The following is a 19,592-nucleotide window of genomic DNA, read 5'->3' as shown; positions in this document are numbered from 1 at the left end:
GAAGAGAAGGGGGCGGCGACGGGCGGGGGCCGCCGGGAGGCTCGGTCGGGCGGCGGATGCTAGTCTTCCGGCCGCCGGCCCGTCCAGGGTTGCTTCGGTGGAGTCGGGCGCTTTTTCGCGCCCCTGCCGCCGGTTCGGGTGGAAGATCTGCCGCCTTATGCAGCGGTGTTGAGGATCTCGCGCAGCATCGGGGCGGAGACGGGCTTGTGGATCAGCCGGTGGCCGCTGCGCTGGACCTCGGCGATGCGGGCAGGGTCGGTGTCGCCGGTCAGCACCACGGCGGGAACGCGCACGCCGCAGACGCCGTAGATGTCGCGGATCGCCTCCACCCCCGTCCGTCCTTCGCGCAGGCGATAGTCGGCGACGATCATCGCCGGCTGCCGGCCGAGATTCAGCAGCGAGGCGATGGCCTCGTCGGCGGAGACCGCGGCGACCACCTCGTATCCCCATTCTTCCAGCATCGCCCGCATGCTCAGCAGGATGATGGTGTCGTCGTCGACGACCACGATCAGCCCCTTGGCGTCCGGCAGTTCGGCGGGGACGCGTACCGGCTTGGGGATCGGGCGCGGAACCGCTGCCGGCACATCGAGGAAGAAGCCGCTGCCGCGTCCCGGTGCGGATTGCACCGTTACGCCATGCTCCAGCAGCCCGGCCAGCCGCCGCACGATGGCGAGCCCCAGCCCAAGTCCCTTGCGGCGGTCGCGCTCCGGATTGGCGAGCTGGGTGAACTCCTGGAAGATGTCCTGGGTCTTGTCGGCGGGGATGCCGATGCCCTGGTCCAGCACCGCCAGCCGCAACGCGCCGCCATGGTGTCGGCAGCCGAGCAGGATGTCACCGCGTTCGGTGTAGCGGATGGCGTTCTCGATCAGGTTGCGCAGGATGCGTTCCAACAGGGTGGGATCGCTGCGGGTCCAGGCGGATGTCGGGACATGGCGCAGCGTCAGGCCCGACTCGGCGGCGCGGATGCGGTATTCCTCCGCCAGCCGCTCCAGCAGGGGGCCGAGCGCGAAGTCGGTGACGCTGGGCTTCACCACCCCGGCATCCAGGCGGGAGACATCCAGCAGGCTGTCCAGCATCACCCGCAGCCCGTTCAGCGAATCGGTCATGCTGGCCAGCAGGGGAGCGGCCGGATGATCCTCCAGCTTGTCCGACAGGGCGTGGGCGAAGAAGAACAGCGATTGCAGCGGCTGGCGCAGGTCGTGGCTGGCGGCGGCCAGGAACTTGGTCTTGGCGCGGTCGGCACGCTGGGCATCGTCGCGGGCCTGCAAGGCCTCGACCCTCGCTGCCTCCGCCTCGTCGCGGGCGCGCAGGATCGCTTCCTCCGACGCCCTGCGGGCGGTGATGTCGCGCATGATGCCGGTGTACATGCGGCGCTTGCCGACATGCCATTCGCCCACCGACAGGTCGAGCGGGAAGGTGGAACCGTCCTTGCGCAGACCGTCCACCTCGCGGCCGATCCCGACGATCCGCCGCTCGCCCGTACGGCGGTAGCGGTCGAGATACCCGTCATGGGCGCTGCGGTAGGGTTCCGGCATCAGCATGCGGATGTTGCGCCCGATGACTTCGTCGGCCCGGTAGCCGAAGGTCTTCTCCGCCGCGTGGTTGAAGGACTCCACGATGCCCTGGTCGTCGATCAGGACGATGGGGTCCACCGCGGTGTCGACGATGGCACGGTAGCGCGCTTCCTGCTCCGCCGACCGCTCCGCCTGCTGCCGGCGGTCGAGCAGCGACGACAGCATCGCCAGCGACAGCAGAAGCAGCGTCCCCATCCCGGTCATGATCGCCAGCAGGGACGAGGACAGTGCGATGCCCTGGCCGGAGTGGGACGCCGCATGGGGAAGGGCGCTGCGGCTGGCGTCCGCGCTTCCGATGGCGGCGGCGCTCAGTTCCGTTATCGGCTCCATCCCGGCGGCGGCCATGCCGGTGTAGTGCATCGTCACCACCCCCAGCCCCAGCAGCACGGCGCTGGCGGCGCGTTGCAGCGGGCGGCTGGTCCGGAAGGCCAGCCACAAGGCTGCGGTCGAGGCGGCGATGGCGACGATCACCGAAACAGCGACCAGAACCACGTCATAGGACAGGTCCATGTCCATGCGCATTCCCGCCATTCCCACATAATGCATGCTGACGATGCCAAGCCCGGTCAGGGTGCCTGCAATCGGCAATTTAAAATAGTTGTTGTCGCGGTTGCGCGCTACCGCAAACAGGCCGGCTCCCGAAACGCCGACGGCCAGCACGAAGGACAACGCGGTCAGCCCGGCGTCATAGCCGATTGGCATGTCGCTGCGGTAGGCGAGCATGCCGATGAAATGCATCGACCAGATTCCGGCACCGAGCGCCAGCGCCGCACCGGCCAATCGCCGTTTGTCGCCCGGTTCGCTTCCGGTCGCTTTCCGCAGGTCCGATGCGAGGGATTGGCCTGCCGTGCTGTCGCGGGAGTGATGGGCGAGATCCAGCGCCACATAACCGCCGAACACGGCGATCACATAGGATAATGCGACGAGGAGGGGATCGTAATGGCCGGGCACGGTCGCTTTGGCTGTTGTGTGGGATCGTTCGGGGGGGAGCGGACTCGATTGTGCGTTTACGGAAACAATTTGGGTGAAGGTGCCAGCCCCTTCCCACGAACGAAAGGCTCGCCTTCGTGGTAGACAGGGACCTAGGACCTCCGGCGGAATATTTCCAATGAACAGCACTCCCCTTCCCGGGGCGCGTAACCGTCCCGCCTCGCCCGAAACGTCGCCGTCGTCGCCGTCGTCGCCACCGCGCCGGCTGCTGTCCCGCCTGCTGCGCCCGGTCGCGACACTGTTCGCGGTCGCGTATTTCCTGCTGGACGCGCTGGCCTATTGGGTGGTGCGGCCGGTCGCCCGCCGGATCGCGCGGCTGCCGCTGTTCGCGCGATTCGGGCAATTGGTGGCGGGGCTCGGACCTTATCCGTCGCTGGTCCTCGTGCTGGTGCCTTTGGCCCTGCTGGAGCCGGCGAAGCCGGTCGGCGCTTGGCTGTTCGCGACAGGCCGCCCCATGGCGGGCGCCGCCGTTATCATCGGGGCGGAACTGGTCAAGATCACCCTGGTGGAGCGGCTGTTCCACATCGCCAAGCCGAAGCTGCTGACCATCGGCTGGTTCGCCTGGGGGTATGTGCGGGTGACGGCCTGGCTCGCCTGGCTGAAGGAAACCGCTCCCGTCCGCGCCGCGCGCCGGCTGCTGATCGCGGTCCGTCAGTTCGCGCGCCGGGTCGGCCGGCGCCTGTCCTCGATGGTACGGCGGGCGGGGCGGGGGTGAGCGGTCACCCCAGCACGGCCAGCACCAGCGCCCCGGCGACCAGCAGAGCGCAGGCGCGACGATAGAGCGCCAGCGCCCGGCCGATGTCGTCCGGCGTGGCGGCGGTGCGTCCCGCGCCGAGCCAGACATCCTCGATTCGGGTGTCGCCATAGACCCGCGGCCCGCCCAGCCGCAGGTCGAGCGCACCGGCCATCGCCGCCTCCGGCCAGCCGGCGTTGGGGGAGCGGTGGCGGTGGGCGTCCTGCCTGACCGACGCCCAGGCCTGCCGCGCGTCCGCCCCTCCCGTCATCCAGGCGGCCCCCACCAGCAGAAAAGCGGTCAGGCGCGATCCCGGCAGGTTGACCAGATCGTCCAGCCGTGCCGCGGCCCAGCCGAAGGCTTCGTGCCGCGGGGTGCGGTGGCCGATCATGCTGTCCGCTGTATTGACCGCCTTGTAGAGCGCCAGACCCGGCAATCCGCCCACCAGCAGCCAGAAGGCCGGCGCCACCACCCCGTCGGAAAAATTCTCGGCGAGGCTCTCGATGGCGGCACGGGCGACGGCGGGTTCGTCCAGTGTGGCCGGGTTGCGGCCGACGATCATCGATACCGCCTTGCGCGCGCCCTCCAGCCCGGCGGTGCGAAAGCCCTTGGCGACCGCCGCCACATGGTCGTGCAGGCTGCGCTGGGCCAGCAGGGTGGACGCCAGCGCCGCCTCGACCAGCCAGCCGAAGGGCAGGAGCCGGCAGGCCCAGGCCACCGCCACAGCGACTCCGCCGACCGTCAGCAGAAGCACCAGCACGGCCAGGACGCCGAACGCCTTGCGGCGGTCGAAGCCGTCGGTCTTACGGTTGAGTGCGCCGTCCAACTGGGCGATAAGCGCTCCGATCCATACGACCGGGTGACGGATGCGGGCGTAGAGTGGATCGGGATAGCCGACCGCCGCCTCGAAGATCAGCGCGGTGGCGAGCAGGAAGGGATGCAGCGGCACGGCAGGGACGTTCCAGGATTGGGGCGGCCTGCTGGCCGCGCGGCGGGGAAATGAGGAGCGCGATCATGGCCGAAGACAGCCCGGCGACCAAGCCGCACATGGTGGACCCGCAGATTGCGGATTCGCGGGGGCAGGGGGCCGCGACCGGTGGCGTTCTTCTGCACGGCGGCGACCTGGACGGTGCCCGTGCCGCCTTTCCCGGTGCGCCGCTGCCCTGGGTCGATCTGTCCACCGGCATCAACCCCTGGCCCTATCCGCTGCCGCCGGTGCCGCAGGATGCCTGGACCCGGCTGCCCGGCCGGGGCGAGGAGGCGGCGCTGCGCGCGGCGGCGGCCGATTGCTATGGCGTGCCCTCGGCGGAGCTGGTTGCCGCGGCCTCCGGTTCGCAAGCGCTGATCCAGCTGTTGCCGCGGCTGCGTGCGCCGGGCAGCGTGGCCGTGCTGGGGCCGACCTATGCCGAGCATGCCCGCTGCTGGGCGCTGGCCGGCCACGACGTGCGGATGGCGGCGGACGTGGCGGAGGCCGACGTGCTGGTCGTCGTCAACCCCAACAACCCCGACGGCCGGCGCTGGCCTGTCGCCCGGCTGCTGGAGCTCGCCGCGGCACAGGCCGCACGCGGCGGCTGGCTGGTGGTGGACGAGGCCTTTGCCGATATGCGGCCTGACGACAGCGCCGCCGCGCAGGCCGGCCGGCCGGGGCTGGTCATCCTGCGCTCCTTCGGCAAATTCTTCGGGCTGGCAGGACTGCGCCTGGGCATAGCGCTCGCCCCGGCCGATCTGGCGGCGGCATTGCGCGAGGCCATCGGCCCCTGGGCGGTGTCCGGCCCGGGACTGAGCATCGCCACGGCGGCCCTCGGCGACCGCGGCTGGATCGCTGCCACGCGCAACCGTCTGGCCGATGCTGCGGCGGAGTTGGACAGGCTGCTGGCGGGGGCCGGATTGCGGGTGGTTGGCGGGACGGACCTGTTCCGTCTTGTCGAGGACGATCGGGCACCGGCGCTCTATCGCGCCTTGGGCGAGTCCGGGATCCTGGCGCGCCGGTTCGAGCACCGGCCGGATTGGCTGCGATTCGGACTGCCGGGAGACGATGCGGCATGGCGTCGCCTCGATGACGCGCTTGTCCGGAGACAGGTTTGGGCGATGCAACCTTGTAAAATGTCCGCATCTTGAACAATCGCCGAAAATTTTATACACTCAACCGTTCTTAGAAGTCCGGCCCTTCCAGTTCGACCTTGTCGGAAACCACCGGCGCTGCGAGGAATCAAAAGTCAATGAGACACTCTCGGCCATGCCGGTTCCGGGTTGCATGGCAATGATCTCCGGCCGTGACGCGCATGACGGACGCGATGCCGCGTTATCGATCCTCGACCGCCTTCCGGTCGGGGTTTGCGTCGTTGCGGCTTCGGGGATCATCCATCATGCGAATCCGGCGCTCCATACGCTGCTGGCCTGCGAACCGGGTGGTTTGCCGGGACGCAGCCTGTGCGAGTTCGGGCTGGACACCTGCGATGGCGGCGGTCTGGCCGCCGATCCGGCACGGGCGCACCGGGCGCTGCGGAACGACGGCACCGTCCGCCGGGTGACGGTGGCGGAGGCGCCCTGGACCTCGCTTCCGTCCGGCGCGAAGGCCGAAGGAGGGGCGGAAAGCCTGCGGCTGGTGACGGTGACGGACGTCGATGCGGTGTATCGGCAGGCCATGCTTGCGGACGAGGCTGCATCGCAGGCCGCGGGGCCGGCTGCCGGCACGCTGCTGGACTATGGCGGCAATGTCCGGTACGAGGCGCCGGTCCTTGTGGCGGAGGGTGCGACCCGCTTCCCGGCCAAGGGTACCTTCCGTGACGAGTCGGGCATTGCCGGTGTCAGCCGGGAATTGGATGCGCTGCATCCGAACGAGGAGCGGCTTGAAGCCATCCTTGAACAGAGCCCTATCGGCGTTTCGGTGTCCCGCCGCGACGACGGCTGCATCATTTTCGTCAACACCCGCTTCGCCGAGCTGATCGGCCTGCCGCGCGAGAAGCTGATCGGCAGCCGCGCCCGTGATTACTACCTCGACAGCCACCAGCGCCTGCGCGTGCTGGAGCGGCTGCGCGGTGGCGGTGGTGTCACCAACATGGAGGTTCAGTTCAGGCGGGCCGACGGGTCGCCCTTCTGGACCCTGTTCACGGTGAATCAGGCGGTGATCCAGGGCACGGCGGTCAATCTGGCCTGGATCTACGACTACACCGAACGCCGCAGCATGGAAGAGGCGCTGCGCGACATGGCGTCGCGCGATCCCCTGACCGGCATTTTCAACCGGCGTTCCTTCATGGACATGGCCCGCGCCCAGTTGGCCCGCGCCCATCGCTTCCACGAGCCGCTGTCGGTCTTCGTCCTCGACGTCGACCATTTCAAGCGCATCAACGACAGCTTCGGCCATGCCACCGGCGACGATGCGCTCCGCATGGTGGCGGCCGGCTGCCAGGCCATCCTGCGGGAATACGACATCCTCGGCCGGCTGGGCGGGGAGGAGTTCGTGGTGGTCCTGCCCGGTGCGACCGCCGATGAAAGCCGCGTGGTGGCCGAACGGGTGCGCCGCCATCTGGCCCGCATGCCCATTGAGGCGCCGGACGGCACCTTCCGTCTGACGGTCAGCATCGGCATCGCCGGGCTGGAGGGTGCGACCGACACGCTGGAGCGGGCAATCCATCGTGCCGACCTCGCGCTTTATCGCGCCAAGCATCTCGGCCGCAACCTTGTGGCGGTGTTCGAGACTGGAATGTAGCCTTCTGGCTGGTCTCTGTTCTGCGCTATGCTATCCTTGATCGTGGAGACGTCTCGGTGGCCGGGCCGTCGGGTTGGCGGCTGGCAATGTGGGACGGGGCGATGGACTACACGGTGCATGACAGCGGCACCCTGCGCGAACTGGAAATGCGCGGACAGATCACCTTCGAAGCCGACACCGATTTCCGGACGATCCTCGCGGGATGGGAGAAGGCAGGCATCGCGGATTGCGTTCTCAACCTGTCCGCCGTCGATTACATGGATTCCGCGGGGCTGGGGCTTCTGGTGATGGCGAACAACGCCGCCAAGCAGGCCGGCATCGTCTTCCGCCTGAAGCATCCGCGCGGTCAGGTCCGCGACCTGATCGAGATTTCCGAGTTCCACACCATCATTCCCTGCGAGTTCTGAGCGGTGAGCGGCGGTCCGCCGGTCGTCATCGGCCATCCTCGCCCATCCGCCACCGGGCCCCTGCGCGATGTCCTGGGCCGGCTGGGGGTTCGGCGGCTTACGGTGGTGGATGGCGACGGTCTGGCGCAGGCCGTTGCCGATGCCACGGCCGGGTCCCCGCAGCTTCTCCTTCTGCATGCCGGTCTGCCCGGCTTCGGCCCGGATCTTCTGGCGGGATTGCGGGAGATGGCGCAACTGCGCGACGTGCCCATCCTCGTCCTCGGCCGCTTTGCCAGCGGCTTCCACCGGGCGGAGCTGATGCGGGCAGGGGCAACCGACCTACTGGCGCGTCCGCTGACTCTGGCGGAACTGTCCGCCCGCCTGTCGGTGTATCTGGAGAGGCGCCGCCTCGACCGCTCCCTTCAGGAGGTTATCCGCAGCCTGCACAGCTACCATCACGGCGCCATGCAGCGAATGGCGCTGGCGCGGCAGATGCAGTTGGGGCTGCTGCCGGATGCCGCAGCCTGCCGGTCGTTGGAGGGGCGTTATGGCATCGCGATGGACAGCCACTTCGAATCGAGTTCGGAGTTGGGCGGCGATCTGTGGGGCGCGCGTCCGCTCGATGACCGGCGCTTTGCCCTGTTCCTGTGCGATTTCACCGGCCACGGGGTGGCGGCCGCGCTGAACACCTTCCGGCTGCACGCGCTGCTGGCCCGCACCGGCTTGCCGGCCGACGATCCGGCCGAGACGCTGCGCACGCTGAACGGTCTGCTGGTCGGGCTTTTGCCGGAGGCGCAGTTCGCGGCGATGATCTATGCCGTGGTCGATGTCAGCGCCGACCGGCTGGTCTACGCCACCGCCGGCGCGCCGAAGCCGCTGGTCCGCCACAGGGACGGCAGGCTGGAGGTGGGGCCGAGTTGCGGCTTGCCCTTGGGCCTGGCGGGCGAGGCGCGATACCGCAACCACTGCCTGGATTTCCCGCCCGGCTCGACCCTGCTGCTGTTCAGCGACGCGCTGTACGAGGCGCGTGGCTGGGACGGCGGAATGTTCGGCTATGGCGGCGTGACCGACCTGGTGCAAGGACTCGGCGACGATGAATTGGAGCGTCCGCTGGGCTGTATGCTCGACCGCTATTTCGCGACCGTGCCCCGGCTGCTGGCCGACGATCTGACGGTGCTGTGGATCAGCCGGAGCGTCCGTCCCCGCTCCGGTCCAGATTGACGATGCCGACCACGCGGTTGCCGTTGCCGACAAAGGTGAGCTGGTCGAAACCGACCATGCGGGCCAGCGCGATGCCGCGGCCGTGGGTGGCATCCGACTGCGAGGCATCGACCGACAGGTAACGGTTGAAATCGAAGCCCGCCCCCATGTCGGTGACGGTGAAGATGACCCGGTTGTCGGTGCGCTCGACATGCAAAGTGGCGTATTTTTCGCGATGTTCCGCCGAGGCCAGCCGCGCCTCGATCTCGCGCCCCAGCATGCCGCTGGCCTTCAGCCGCCCCTTCGCCTCGAAGCCGATGCCGAGGTTGCCGTGTTCCACCGCGTTCACCAATATCTCCGACAGGCCGAAGGTCAGGCTGTGAGCGGTGGCGGCGACCGACGACAGGGTGATGGCAAGATTCTGCGCCTCCTGCGGGGTGCGGAAGCGGAAGCGCCCGTCGCGCAGCAGGCCGATGGCGTCGGAGCGTGACCGCAGGTCGCCTTGCAGGCTCTTAAGCCTTCCGGTCGTCTCCTCCGCCGCACGGACGACGGAGCGCAGCAGGGCGCCGTCATAGGGCTTGATCAGGTAATAAAAGACGCCGGCACGGATCGCCGCGGCGATTTCGGAGCTGCTGTCGGAGATGGTCTGGACGATGACGGGGATGTCGGCCAGATGCGGCTCGCGCTTCATCCGCTCGTACAGTTCCAGCCCGTCGCCGTCGGACAGCCGGCGGTCGAGCAGCACGACATGGATCGTCGATCCGCTGGCCGACAGGATCTCCCAGGCCTGCGCCTTCGTCTCCGCCTCCAGCGTTCGATAGCCGATGCGGGAGAGATAGCCGGCGACGATGGCGCGGGTCATTTCCTCGTCATCGACGACCAGAGCGGTGACGGCATCGGCCATGGTCGGCGTGTACTCCAGCGGTTCGGGGTGCGATTGTGGAAATTCCATGGCATTTTACCGAAACCGCCGCAATCGCACAATCACCGGCGGCACTGCGTCGCAGCATTGCCAGTTGTAGACATCAATCGGCAGTCGCCACAAGCGCCACGGCTGCTTTCCGTGCCGCCGACAGTTCGTCGGCGACGCGTTCGCCGGCCGTGGCTGTCAGGGCGTCGAGGTCGCCACGGCGGGCAGCGTCGACCAGAAGATGAGCGGTCTCCGCCATCCGGTCGAAGCCGACATTCGCGGCCGAGCCCTTCAGGATGTGGGCTTCCCGCTCGATCCCGGTGCGGTCGCCGCGTGCAATGGCTGCGCGCAGCAGGTCGAGATGCCGCGGGCTGTCGCCGAAGAAGGTTTCGAGAAGCAGGGCGAAGCCGTCCTTGCCCAGCGCATCGCGCAGTTCCTCGATCTTCTCGGTGTTGACGGTGGCGGGGCCGGAGTCCGCCTTCGGCGGCGATGCGGGTTGGCCGGTGTCGTCGCTCTTGCCGTCCGCCGCCGGAGGGATGAAGCGGGCGATGGTGTCCAGCAGTTTGCGGGCGTTGATCGGCTTGGACAGATAGTCGTCCATGCCGGCCTCCAGACAGATGGCAGCATCGCCCTGCATGGCATTGGCGGTCAGCGCCACGACGGGAATCCGGGCCATCGGCCCGGACAGCCGGCGGATCCGCCGCGTTGCCGCCAGCCCGTCCATCACCGGCATCTGGACGTCCATCAGGACGAGGTCGTAGGGCCGGGCGGTCACCGCCTCCACCGCCTCCTCGCCGTTGGACACCGCTTCCGCGCTGACGCCGGCCCGGCGCAGCAGGGCCAGCGTCAGCTGCTGGTTGACCGGATTGTCTTCCGCCACCAGAACGCGGACGCGCGGCGTCGGCTGGCCGTTGGGGGCCGGATCCGCTTTCTTGGGGGCGTTCGGCGACAGCGCTGCCGGGCTGTCGATCGGACGCGGAATGACGTTTCCGGCAGCCGGACGGTTCCCCGGCGCCGCATCGGGCCAGGACGCAGCCGGCAGCTCGGCCAGCGACAGCGCAGGCCGTTCCAGCAGACGGGCGAGGCATTGGCACAGGGTGCTGAAGCGGATCGGCTTGGGCAGGTGGGTGTCCACCGGCGCGCGTTCCTGCTCCTGCCCCTCCAGCCTTTGCGAGGAGGCGAGGGCCAGCCGGATGCCGGCCAGTTCCGGGATGGCGCGGATACGCCGTGCCACCTCCGGCCCGGTCAGGCCGGGCATGCGGTGATCGAGGATCGCGGCATCGAAGGGCGTGCCGAGACGGGCGGCGGCGACCAGCCGGTCGAGCGCCTGCTCTCCGGTCTCCGCCGTCTCGACGACGATGCCGAAGCCGTCGATCTGCCGGGTCAGCAGATCGCGGTTGACGGCGATGTCATCGACCAGCAGAAGGCGGCGCCCCGCCCAGTTGCCGATGGGGGTCGGCGGATGGGCGCTGCCGACACCGCGTTTCAGCGGGACGGACACCCAGAAGACGCTTCCAGTCCCCGGTTCGCTGTCCACGCCGATCCGGCCGCCCATCAGCTCGGCCAGCCGCTTGCAGATCGCCAGCCCCAGACCGGTGCCGCCATGGCGCCGGGCGGGGGACGAATCGACCTGGGTGAACATGGCGAACAGGCGCGGCCGCTCCTCCTCCGGGATGCCGATGCCGGTGTCGCGCACCTCGAACCGGACGCGGACGCCGTCTTCCGCCTTGCGGGCATCGGGACCGTCCGCTTCCTGCCGCTCGTCGGGCTCCTCGCTCAACAGGATGGTGACGCTGCCGGAATCGGTGAATTTCACGGCGTTGCCGGCAAGGTTCAACAGGATCTGCCGCAGCCGGCCGGCATCGCCCAGCAGGGGGCCGCGCAGCCCCGGCGGCACGAAGCTGGCAAGGTCCAGTCCCTTGGCTGCGGCGCGCGGCGCCAGAATCTCCGCGACGCTCTCGACCATCGGCACCAGTTCGAACTCTCCAACCTCCAAATCCAGCCGGCCGGCGTCGATCTTCGAGAAGTCGAGGATGTCGTTGATGATGACCAGCAGCGATTCGGCGGAATCGCGGATCGTCTCGGCATAGGTGCGCTGCTCGGCTTCCATCGGCGTGTCGAGCAGCAGCCCGGCCATGCCGATCACCCCGTTCATCGGGGTGCGGATCTCGTGACTCATCGTCGCGAGGAATTCCATCTTGATGCGCTGGCCGTCCTCCGCCCGCTCCTTGGCGTCGCGCAGCGTATGCTCCAGCCGCTTCTCCTCGGTCAGGTCGCGCAGGATGGCGGCATAAAGCGGACCGGCGGCGGTCTTGACCAAGGCCATGGAGTAGGCCAGCGGGAAGCTTTCCGTCCGCTCCCCGGCGTCGCCGGCCGCCACGCGCAGCGCCATGGTCTCGCCGCGGGTGGCGAGGTCCATGGCGCGGCGGCCGCGGGCGATTTCCTCCAGCGTGTGGGAGACGTCGGCCCGTCTGTCGGTCGGCAGGAGATCCACCACCGGCCGGCCGACAAGCTCACCCGGTGCGCAGCGGAAGATGGCATGGGCGGCCGGGTTGGCCGCTTCGATCACGCCGTCCGGCCGCGCGGTGACGATGCCCTCCGCCGCGGTATCGACGATGGCGGACAGGCGGGCATTGGTCTCTTCCAGCTCCTTGCCCTGTTCGCGCTGTGCCGCAAGGGAGCGGGCCAACAGCAGCCCGAACAGGCTGAGCAGCAGGATCATGCCGCCGGACAGCAGCGACGCCATCCGCAGATTGTCGCGCCAGGGGGCCAGGACCGTGTCCGTGCGCACGCTGACCGTCAGGATCAGCGGCCAGACCGGGGTCGTCCGGTAGGCGACGATTCGCGTTCCCGGGCCGGCGCCGACATCCGTCCCGGAGTGGCGGAACACGCCATATTCCGCCTGCGGCAGATAATGGCGGAACAGCGGGGTGGCGGCGAAGGATTTGGCGATCTCGTTTCCGGTCTGCGGCTGGACGGTCAGCAGCGTGCCGTCATAGCGGTACAGCGCGATCCGGTCGCCCATTCCCGAGCCGGTGCCACCCTGCACCGCCCGGTACAGGCCCTGGAAGTAATCCGGATTGACGGTGGCGACGACGACCGCCTGCAGCGTGCCGTCGGCCTCGCGCAGGGCACGGCTCATCGGCAGCAGCCAGCGGCCCGAGCGTTCGCCTCCCGGGGTGCGGTCGATCAGGCTGCGTCCCGGGCGCGGATCGCCGATCACCAGCCCGTTGCCTTGGGCAGCCGCCTGCAGGCGGAACACGTCCAGTTCCGTCAGGTAGGTGGCGGCGGGGTAAGCACCTTCGGTGGTGGCGACGATCCGGCCGGTGCGGTCGAGCAGGGTCAGCCCGCGCAGGTGGGGCGACCGGCGCAGCCGGTCCGTCAGCATGGCCGTCACGTCGGGACCGGGTGCGCCGTCCTCCCCCGTCCAGTTGGCGTCCGACAGCGCATCGACGATGGAGGACAGGGTCACGTCGACCGATTGCACCGTGCGGGTGGTCGAGACCTCCAGCGCCGCTGCGAGGCTGGCGAGGCTGGCCTCCGCCGAGTCGAGGGCCGCCTGGCGCGCGGTGATCAGCTGCTGGCCCTGGTTGATCAGCAGGGCGAAAACCGCAAGAAGGGCGAAGGCGATGATTCCGCCCCGCTTTTCGAAGAGACCCTTCAGATCCGCTTTGACTGGGGACGGGGACAGGGCGTTCGTTCCGGACGGTCAGATGTGGTGGAGCGACCAAGCCGCAGGTTGCATGGGTCCGAAGCCGTCCGTCATCTGCGGTCCGCGGTCGGATCGCAGTCGGATCAATGCGCTGGGCCCAATCTCTTGGTCGAAGTTTGCGCCTGGGACAATAGCAGCTACACACACCCGACGCCAAGCATCCGCTGCCGTTGCGAACCGGTCGATGCTAAGATACCGCTGCGGTTTTGCGGTCTTGCTTCCAGGTCGCAAAGAACAGCGATGGTTGGTTAACGAAAGGTGTGACATGGCGACGCGCGGCCTTTGGGCAGTCAGCTTCTCAATTCTGTCGGTTCTGTCGGTCGGAATCGTGACGCCAACCATGGCGGCGGACGGGAGACTTCATAAAATTGCAGAACAAAAGCAACTTCGTGTCTGCTTGTGGCCCGATTACTATGCGATCTCGTTCCGAAATCCACGCACCGGCGCGCTGGAGGGACTGGATGCGGAGCTGGCGCAGGAATTCGCCAAGGATCTGGGCGTTCGCCTGACGGTGGTGGAAAGCAGCTTTCCCCGCTTCATCGAGGATTTGTTGGCCGAACGCTGCGACATCGGCATGTTCGCCATTGGCGCCACCCCGGCGCGGGCGCAGCATGTCACCTTCAGCCAGCCCTATCTGCGCAGCGGCATCTATGCGGTGACCACCCAGACCAACGGCGGCATCCAGAGGTGGGAGGATCTCGACCGCACCGGCAATGTCGTGGTGGTGCAGAAGGACACCTACATGGACGGTTACGCCCGCTCCGCCATGAAGGCGGCGCGAATCGTCGCCGTGACCCGTCCGCAGGAACGGGAGGAGGAGGTGCAGTCCGGCCGTGCCGATGCCTTCCTGACCGATTATCCCTATGGACAGCGCATGCTGGCCTTCCACCCCTGGGCACGGCTGATCGTGCCGGACGTGCCGGTGCAGCCGACCCCTTACGCCTATGCGGTGGCGCCGGGCGATACCGCCTGGCTGGACCGGGTCAACGCCTTCGTTGCCGCGATCAAGGCGGATGGACGGCTGGAGAGCATCGCCGCCCGCTATAAGCTGACCCCAATCGTGGCGCGGGACTGAGCCGCGTTGCACGAATGCGGCGGCGGGATAAATCCGGTCTAGGATGGGTGGAGGGGTCCATCCGTCAGCGGGGCCAGCCATCAGTGGGGAGCATGTCGATGATTCTGATCGGACAGTATGATTCGCCCTTCGTGCGCCGCGTCGCCATCGCGCTGCGCCTCTACGGCATGGCGTACGAGCATCGGCCCTGGTCGGTCTTTTCCGACGCGGCGGAGGTCGCACGTTTCAACCCGTTGAGGCGGGTGCCGACGCTGGTGCTGGCGGATGGCGAGGTGCTGATCGAAAGCGGCGCCATCCTCGATCATCTGGACGAGGTCGCCGGACCTGACCGCGCGCTGATCGCCCGCCAGGGGCCGGAGCGCCGACGGTCGCTGAAGCTCTCAGCGCTGGCGACGGGTTTGGCCGACAAGGCGGTAAGTCTTGTCTACGAACGCGTCCTGCACAAGGAGCGGTCCGATCTGTGGATCGAGCGCTGCACCGGCCAGATCGGTGCCGTCCTCGACGTGCTGGAGGCCGACCGCGCCGCCGCCGCCGGTCCCTGGTGGTTCGGCGACCGCATCGGCCATGCCGACATCGCCGCCGGCTGTGCCCTGCGCTTCGTCGGCGAAGCCCACCCGGCCGTGTTCGACCGCTCCCGCTGGCCGGCGCTCGCCGCCCATTCCGACGCCTGCGAGGCGATGGCGGAGTTCAAGGCGGTGGTGCAGCCCTTTTCGGTGACCGCCTGAGGCGTTGCCCCCTTCCGCGTGCATCGGCGCGGGAAGGGGGCATGCGGACTCACTTGTGGCCGCTGATCTCGGCGTGCAGCGGCTTGCTGTCCTCGAACGTCTTCTGCTGTTCGGGTGTGGCTTCCTTCTGGTGCTTCTGCTTCCATTCGGAATAGGGCATGCCGTAGACGGCGATGCGGGCATCCTCGTCGGACAGCTGGACGCCGCGTTCCTTGGCGGCCGCCGCGTACCATTTCGACAGGCAGTTGCGGCAGAAGCCGGCGAGGTTCATCAGGTCGATGTTCTGAACGTCGGTGCGCTTGCGCAGATGTTCGACCAGACCGCGGAACGCTGCGGCTTCCAGTTCGATGCGGGTCTGGTGGTCCAGATCGGCCATGGGGTCTCAACTCCTCCGGTATTCTTGTTCGATTAAGAGTGGGGTGGCCGGTGCAGCGTGACCATCCGGCCATAGGGATGAAAATCGCGCGAACCGCCGCCGCCGGCGATGGTACGCACCACCGCCTCGCGGTCGATGGCGACGAAGCCGGCCAGCGACTGGATCCCGTAATCGAACAGGCGCGGGGTCAGCGGCGTTCCAGGGCCGACCATCGCCACCTCCGCTCCCGCCGAAACCCGCAGCAGGCGGGGCAGGGTGCGGTTGGCGAAGGCCGACGCCGTGATGGCCACCGCATCGGCGCCCGGCAGCAGCCAGTCGCAGGCGGCCTCGGGGTACTCGCCCTCCTGCGGGTTCATGTCGATCACCTTGGCGCGGGGCAGGCGGCGGGCAAGCTGCGGGAAGCCGCCGATCACCACGACCCGGCCCTCGACCGAGGCGAACAGGTCCAGCCCGTTGCCGGGGACGCCGGTCACGTCGGGCCGATTGTAGTGCGCGTTCAGGGCGGCGACGCCGACGGCGATCTCCAGCGGATCCCAGGACTGCGCGGCCATGGCGGCAAGATCGCGCAGGCCCCGCCCGGTCCAGCGCTGCGCAGTGTCCTCTGCTGCGCCCACTGCTGCGCCCTCTGCCGCCGGCGCCTGCCTTGCGGCGACGCCGAGGCCATCGGCGGTTTCCACCAGCACCCATTTGTCGCCGGTGACGACGCGGCGGACGTCGGCATCGGCGACGCCCTGCATCAGATCCTGGTACATCCGCTGCGGCCCCCACCAGCGCCACAGCGCGTCGGCCACCGGGGAGAGCAGGTCGCAGAAGCCGCCGGTCGCGGTCTGCCATTCGTTGAGATAGCGGCTGCCGACGCTGGTCAGCACGGGAATGCCCTCGGCGATGGCGGCCAGCATCTCGTCCGACAGGCCGTCGCCATGCGATTCCAGCCCGGCGAACTTGTTGACCACCAGCAGGTCGACGCCCGACGCGACGGCGTTGCGGATCGCCTGGCTGGCTTCCGCCACGCCGGTCGGATCGACGCGGCAGGACTGCGATTCCCGGCCCAGCCTCTGGGTGATGTCATAGGCGTGGCCGGTGGCGACGTCGACCAGCTCCATCCGCTCGGCGCAGTCGTCGCCCGGCCCGTGGTTGCGCTGGACCAGCCCGCCGACGCGGAAGCCGCGCCGCTTCAGCTCCGCCGAAAAGCCGTCCAGCAGCGTGTCGACGCCATGGGAGCCGGGCCCATGGATGACGGCGCCGGGACGCAGGGGCGGCAGAATGGCGGGGGGAAGCGGCATCGGGGCAGGGACCTTTCGCGGGACGGCGGACGGGCGGCGATGGACGCCTCAGCCGCCGCGGCGGATGCGGTAGACGAAGACCGTCTTGTGGATTTCGTCGGGCTCGGTTTCGTGCGACAGCAGCGCGTTGTCGGTCGTGTTGCAGAAATGCTTGAAGTCGATGACGGAGGCCGGATCGGTCGCGTAGACCACCAGCTCCTCCCCGGTCTCCATCCCGTTCAGCAGGGCGCGGGTGCGCAGGATGGGCAACGGGCAATGCAGCCCCTTCACGTCAAGCTCTCTCGCCGGCACCGCGCCCGCTCCACACTGGTTGAGGACAAAATCCTTAATGAGGACATGTGACTGTAGCCGGTTCGTCTCCGCATCTCCAGACCGGCGGCGGGAAGGCCGCATGCGCCGCGGTCGACCCTCGTCCGAAATTTTCCGGCCCCTGCGCTGTTGTACGGCGCAATCGCAAGGAATTTGCCCCGAGAAACTTAGACGAAAGGACTGCGGTCATGGCGAAGCGGCCGGGCAACGATATGAGCGACAAGGTGGTTGTCATCACGGGCGCCTCCAGCGGCATCGGTCGGGCGACCGCGCTGGAGTTCGCCAGCCAGGGGGCCGCGGTGATCCTGGCCGCCCGGCGGATGGCGGCCCTGCACGAGGTGGCCGAGGAGTGCATCGAAGCCGGCGGCCGCGCCATGGTGGTGCCGACCGACGTGACCGACCAGCGCGCGATGCAGGCTCTGGCCGACCGTGCCATCCAGGCTTTCGGCGGCATCGACGTCTGGGTGAACAATGCCGGCGTCATCGCCTTCGGCCGGTTTGAGGACATCCCCGACGAGGTGTTCGAGCAGGTGGTGCGCACCGACTTCTTCGGCATGGTCCATGGCTGCCGCGCCGTGCTGCCCCATTTCCTCGACCGCGGGGAAGGCATCGTCATCAACACCGCGTCGATGGTGTCCAACATCGGCCAGCGCTATGCCACCCCCTACACCGCGGCGAAATTCGCCGTGCGCGGCTTCTCCGAATCCCTGCGGCAGGAGCTGGTGGACGAGCCCGATATCCATGTCTGCATGGTCATGCCGGCCTCCATCGACACCCCGCTGTGGCAGCATGCCGCCAACTACACCGGCCGGGCGATCAAGCCTCTGAACCCGCTCCACCCGCCGGAGGAGGTCGCCGCGGCCATCCTGTCGCTGGCGGCCAATCCCCAGCGCGAGCTGTTCGTCGGCGCCGAGGGGCGTCTCGCCGCCGTCGGCAATGCCATGGCGCCGCAGATGACCGAGCGAGCACTCGCTCACACCATCGAGCGCGACATGTTCCAGAACCGCTCGGCCCCCGACACGTCGGGCGGGGTGCTGGCGGCGATGCCGGAATATCAGGGCGCCAGCGGCGGTTGGATGGAACGGCAGCCGGAGCGCGGCAGAGGTGGAGGCCGGGGCAGGGAGGAGGCGCGGGGGCCTGCTTTCTCCTGGACCAACCTGACCCTGTTCCTGTTGCCGGTGGTGCTGGCCAGCCGTCCTCTGGCGGGCAGGGCGATGCGTCACATGTGACGATGGTTTGGCAGGGCGCTTGATCCGGCGGTCCGGAGCCGTTATACGCTCGCCCCTTTTCCGGTGCGGCGGCTGGCCGCACCGGTCATCCGGGCAGGAGGCGGGACATGACGGCGTGCGGGCTCGATTTCGGCACCTCGAACACGACGCTGGGCGTACAGGATGCGGACGGCTTCCGGCTGCTTGCGCTGGACGGCACGCGGACGACCCTGCCGACCGCGGTGTTCTTCGACTTCGAACATGACCGGACCACCATCGGCCAGGCCGCCATCGACGGCTATGTGTCGGGGGTGGAGGGGCGGCTGATGCGCTCGATCAAGTCGATGCTCGGCACCGACCTGATCGATGCCGACACGGCACTCCGCAAGGGCCGCATCAGCTTCCGCGCGGTGATCGGCACCTTCCTCGATCTGGTGAAGAAGCGGGCGGAGGATGCGCTGGGCGGTGAGCTGGGCGACGTCGTTGTCGGCCGCCCGGTCCATTTCGTCGACGGCGACCCGGCCGGCGATGCCGCGGCGGAAGAGGCGCTGGGCCGGATCGCGCAGGCCGCCGGTTTCCGCAACGTCTCCTTCCAGTTCGAGCCCATCGCCGCCGCCCTCGATTACGAGCAGCAGGTGGCGGGCGAGGAACTGGCGCTGATCGCCGACATCGGCGGCGGCACCTCCGACTTCTCGGTCGTCCGCATCGGGCCGGAGCGGCGCGGCAAGGCCGACCGGGCCGGCGACATCCTGGCCAACGACGGCATCCGCGTCGGTGGTACCGATTTCGACCGCGACCTCAGCCTCGCCACCGCCATGCCGGAGCTGGGGCTGGGCAGCGCCATGAAGCGTGCCGGGCTGCTGGCGCCGAAGAGCATCTATTTCGATCTGGCCACCTGGTCGAAGATCAACTTCCTCTACACCGCCAAGGCGATGGCCGAGTTGGAGCGCCTGCAACGCGATTCCGCCGAGCCGGAGAAGATCGGGCGCCTGATCGGCGTGGTCGAACATCGCCAGGGCCATGCGCTGGCGATGGCGGTGGAGCGCACCAAGATCGCCCTGTCCGACCATGAGGCGACGCAGCTGGCACTGGATTGGGGCGATGGGGAGCTTGCCCTGGCGGTGGATCGGCAGGCGCTGAACCGCGCCACCGGCTCGCTGGCGGCGCGGATCGGCACGCGCATCCGCGACTGTCTGGCCGACGCAGGCGTGACCGCCGACCGCATCGACGCGGTGTTCCTGACCGGCGGCTCCACCCTGCTGCCCCAGGTCCGCGCGGCGATCCTGGCCGAGGCGCCGGGCGCGCGGGTGGTGGAGGGCAACATCTTCGGCTCCGTCGGCCTGGGGCTGACGGTGGAGGCGCTGCGGCGCTACGGATGACCGGGACGGGGTGGGAGGCGACC

16 protein-coding genes are annotated in these 19,592 nt (G+C 68.7%); 9 read left to right on the top strand and 7 right to left on the bottom strand.

Going from position 1 to position 19,592, the window contains the following annotated elements:
- Window positions 1-155: 155 nt before the first annotated feature.
- Window positions 156-2,483, bottom strand: a complete 2,328-nt coding sequence (locus CRT60_RS27815; protein WP_244592802.1) for a hybrid sensor histidine kinase/response regulator — start codon at window positions 2,481-2,483, stop codon at window positions 156-158.
- Window positions 2,484-2,682: 199 nt separating this feature from the next.
- On the opposite strand from CRT60_RS27815, the gene CRT60_RS27810 reads away from it, so the two are divergent.
- Window positions 2,683-3,279, top strand: a complete 597-nt coding sequence (locus CRT60_RS27810) for a hypothetical protein (protein ID WP_098739721.1) — start codon at window positions 2,683-2,685, stop codon at window positions 3,277-3,279.
- Window positions 3,280-3,283: 4 nt separating this feature from the next.
- Here the strand turns inward: CRT60_RS27810 and cbiB are convergent, their stop codons facing one another.
- Window positions 3,284-4,246: an adenosylcobinamide-phosphate synthase CbiB gene (gene cbiB / locus CRT60_RS27805; protein WP_098739720.1), complete on the bottom strand. Its 963-nt coding sequence runs from the start codon at window positions 4,244-4,246 to the stop codon at window positions 3,284-3,286.
- Between the two features lie 65 nt (window positions 4,247-4,311).
- Here cbiB and cobD point away from each other — a divergent pair, with 65 nt between their 5' ends.
- The 4 genes from cobD (at window position 4,312) to CRT60_RS27785 (ending at window position 8,613) form a co-directional block, all read left to right on the top strand.
- Complete coding sequence (gene cobD / locus CRT60_RS27800; RefSeq protein WP_098739719.1) at window positions 4,312-5,415, top strand: threonine-phosphate decarboxylase CobD; 1,104 nt, start codon at window positions 4,312-4,314, stop codon at window positions 5,413-5,415.
- Between the two features lie 136 nt (window positions 5,416-5,551).
- Window positions 5,552-7,006 carry a sensor domain-containing diguanylate cyclase gene (locus tag CRT60_RS27795; protein ID WP_244592801.1) on the top strand — a complete coding sequence of 485 codons (1,455 nt, stop codon included), beginning with the start codon at window positions 5,552-5,554 and terminating at the stop codon, window positions 7,004-7,006.
- Between the two features lie 56 nt (window positions 7,007-7,062).
- Window positions 7,063-7,413, top strand: coding sequence for an STAS domain-containing protein (locus CRT60_RS27790; RefSeq protein WP_098739717.1), 351 nt, complete (start codon window positions 7,063-7,065; stop codon window positions 7,411-7,413).
- A 3-nt stretch (window positions 7,414-7,416) separates the two neighbouring features.
- On the top strand, window positions 7,417-8,613 hold the full coding sequence (locus CRT60_RS27785) for a PP2C family protein-serine/threonine phosphatase (protein WP_098739716.1): 1,197 nt from the start codon (window positions 7,417-7,419) through the stop codon (window positions 8,611-8,613).
- Here CRT60_RS27785 and CRT60_RS27780 read toward each other — a convergent pair.
- Together CRT60_RS27780 and CRT60_RS27775 are read right to left on the bottom strand one after the other, a co-directional pair.
- Complete coding sequence (locus tag CRT60_RS27780) at window positions 8,576-9,544, bottom strand: response regulator (RefSeq protein ID WP_244592800.1); 969 nt, start codon at window positions 9,542-9,544, stop codon at window positions 8,576-8,578. The genes CRT60_RS27785 and CRT60_RS27780 overlap by 38 nt on opposite strands.
- A 73-nt stretch (window positions 9,545-9,617) precedes the next feature.
- Window positions 9,618-12,974, bottom strand: a complete 3,357-nt coding sequence (locus CRT60_RS27775; protein WP_244592799.1) for a response regulator — start codon at window positions 12,972-12,974, stop codon at window positions 9,618-9,620.
- A 637-nt stretch (window positions 12,975-13,611) separates the two neighbouring features.
- Between CRT60_RS27775 and CRT60_RS27770 the strand changes: the two genes are divergently transcribed.
- A complete protein-coding gene (locus CRT60_RS27770; RefSeq protein WP_244592798.1) occupies window positions 13,612-14,289 on the top strand; it encodes a substrate-binding periplasmic protein in 678 nt (225 codons plus the stop codon).
- A 98-nt stretch (window positions 14,290-14,387) separates the two neighbouring features.
- On the top strand, window positions 14,388-15,014 hold the full coding sequence (locus CRT60_RS27765; protein WP_098739712.1) for a glutathione S-transferase family protein: 627 nt from the start codon (window positions 14,388-14,390) through the stop codon (window positions 15,012-15,014).
- A gap of 49 nt (window positions 15,015-15,063) precedes the next feature.
- On the opposite strand, the gene CRT60_RS27760 is transcribed toward CRT60_RS27765, so the two are convergent.
- Genes CRT60_RS27760 through CRT60_RS27750 form a run of 3 tightly spaced genes read right to left on the bottom strand, consistent with a single transcriptional unit; the run spans window position 15,064 to window position 16,943 of the window.
- On the bottom strand, window positions 15,064-15,390 hold the full coding sequence (locus tag CRT60_RS27760) for a DUF1244 domain-containing protein (RefSeq protein ID WP_098739711.1): 327 nt from the start codon (window positions 15,388-15,390) through the stop codon (window positions 15,064-15,066).
- 32 nt (window positions 15,391-15,422) lie between these two features.
- Entirely contained in the window at window positions 15,423-16,673 is a 1,251-nt protein-coding gene (locus CRT60_RS27755) for a DUF2478 domain-containing protein (RefSeq protein ID WP_098739710.1), read from the bottom strand.
- Between the two features lie 48 nt (window positions 16,674-16,721).
- Window positions 16,722-16,943 carry a sulfurtransferase TusA family protein gene (locus CRT60_RS27750; protein WP_244592797.1) on the bottom strand — a complete coding sequence of 74 codons (222 nt, stop codon included), beginning with the start codon at window positions 16,941-16,943 and terminating at the stop codon, window positions 16,722-16,724.
- Between the two features lie 227 nt (window positions 16,944-17,170).
- Here CRT60_RS27750 and CRT60_RS27745 point away from each other — a divergent pair, with 227 nt between their 5' ends.
- Both CRT60_RS27745 and CRT60_RS27740 read left to right on the top strand, forming a co-directional pair.
- The gene (locus CRT60_RS27745) at window positions 17,171-18,211 is read left to right on the top strand and encodes an SDR family oxidoreductase (RefSeq protein WP_098739708.1); all 1,041 of its coding nucleotides are present in this window, start codon (window positions 17,171-17,173) and stop codon (window positions 18,209-18,211) included.
- Between the two features lie 107 nt (window positions 18,212-18,318).
- A complete protein-coding gene (locus tag CRT60_RS27740; protein ID WP_098739707.1) occupies window positions 18,319-19,569 on the top strand; it encodes an Hsp70 family protein in 1,251 nt (416 codons plus the stop codon).
- Window positions 19,570-19,592 lie beyond the last annotated feature (23 nt).

Source organism: Azospirillum palustre (assembly GCF_002573965.1).
GTDB lineage: Bacteria > Pseudomonadota > Alphaproteobacteria > Azospirillales > Azospirillaceae > Azospirillum > Azospirillum palustre.
The sequence above is the reverse complement of the archived record's forward strand: the minus strand, read 5'-3'. Positions and strand labels throughout refer to the sequence as shown.

Coding starts and splice junctions, on each gene's coding strand:
- CRT60_RS27810 (WP_098739721.1), top strand. CDS start 2,683: ATGAACAGCACTCCCCTTCCCGGGGCGCGTAACCGTCCCGCCTCGCCC.
- cobD (WP_098739719.1), top strand. CDS start 4,312: ATGGCCGAAGACAGCCCGGCGACCAAGCCGCACATGGTGGACCCGCAG.
- CRT60_RS27795 (WP_244592801.1), top strand. CDS start 5,552: ATGGCAATGATCTCCGGCCGTGACGCGCATGACGGACGCGATGCCGCG.
- CRT60_RS27780 (WP_244592800.1), bottom strand. CDS start 9,544: ATGGAATTTCCACAATCGCACCCCGAACCGCTGGAGTACACGCCGACC.
- CRT60_RS27765 (WP_098739712.1), top strand. CDS start 14,388: ATGATTCTGATCGGACAGTATGATTCGCCCTTCGTGCGCCGCGTCGCC.
- CRT60_RS27760 (WP_098739711.1), bottom strand. CDS start 15,390: ATGGCCGATCTGGACCACCAGACCCGCATCGAACTGGAAGCCGCAGCG.
- CRT60_RS27755 (WP_098739710.1), bottom strand. CDS start 16,673: ATGCCGCTTCCCCCCGCCATTCTGCCGCCCCTGCGTCCCGGCGCCGTC.
- CRT60_RS27745 (WP_098739708.1), top strand. CDS start 17,171: ATGGCGAAGCGGCCGGGCAACGATATGAGCGACAAGGTGGTTGTCATC.
- CRT60_RS27740 (WP_098739707.1), top strand. CDS start 18,319: ATGACGGCGTGCGGGCTCGATTTCGGCACCTCGAACACGACGCTGGGC.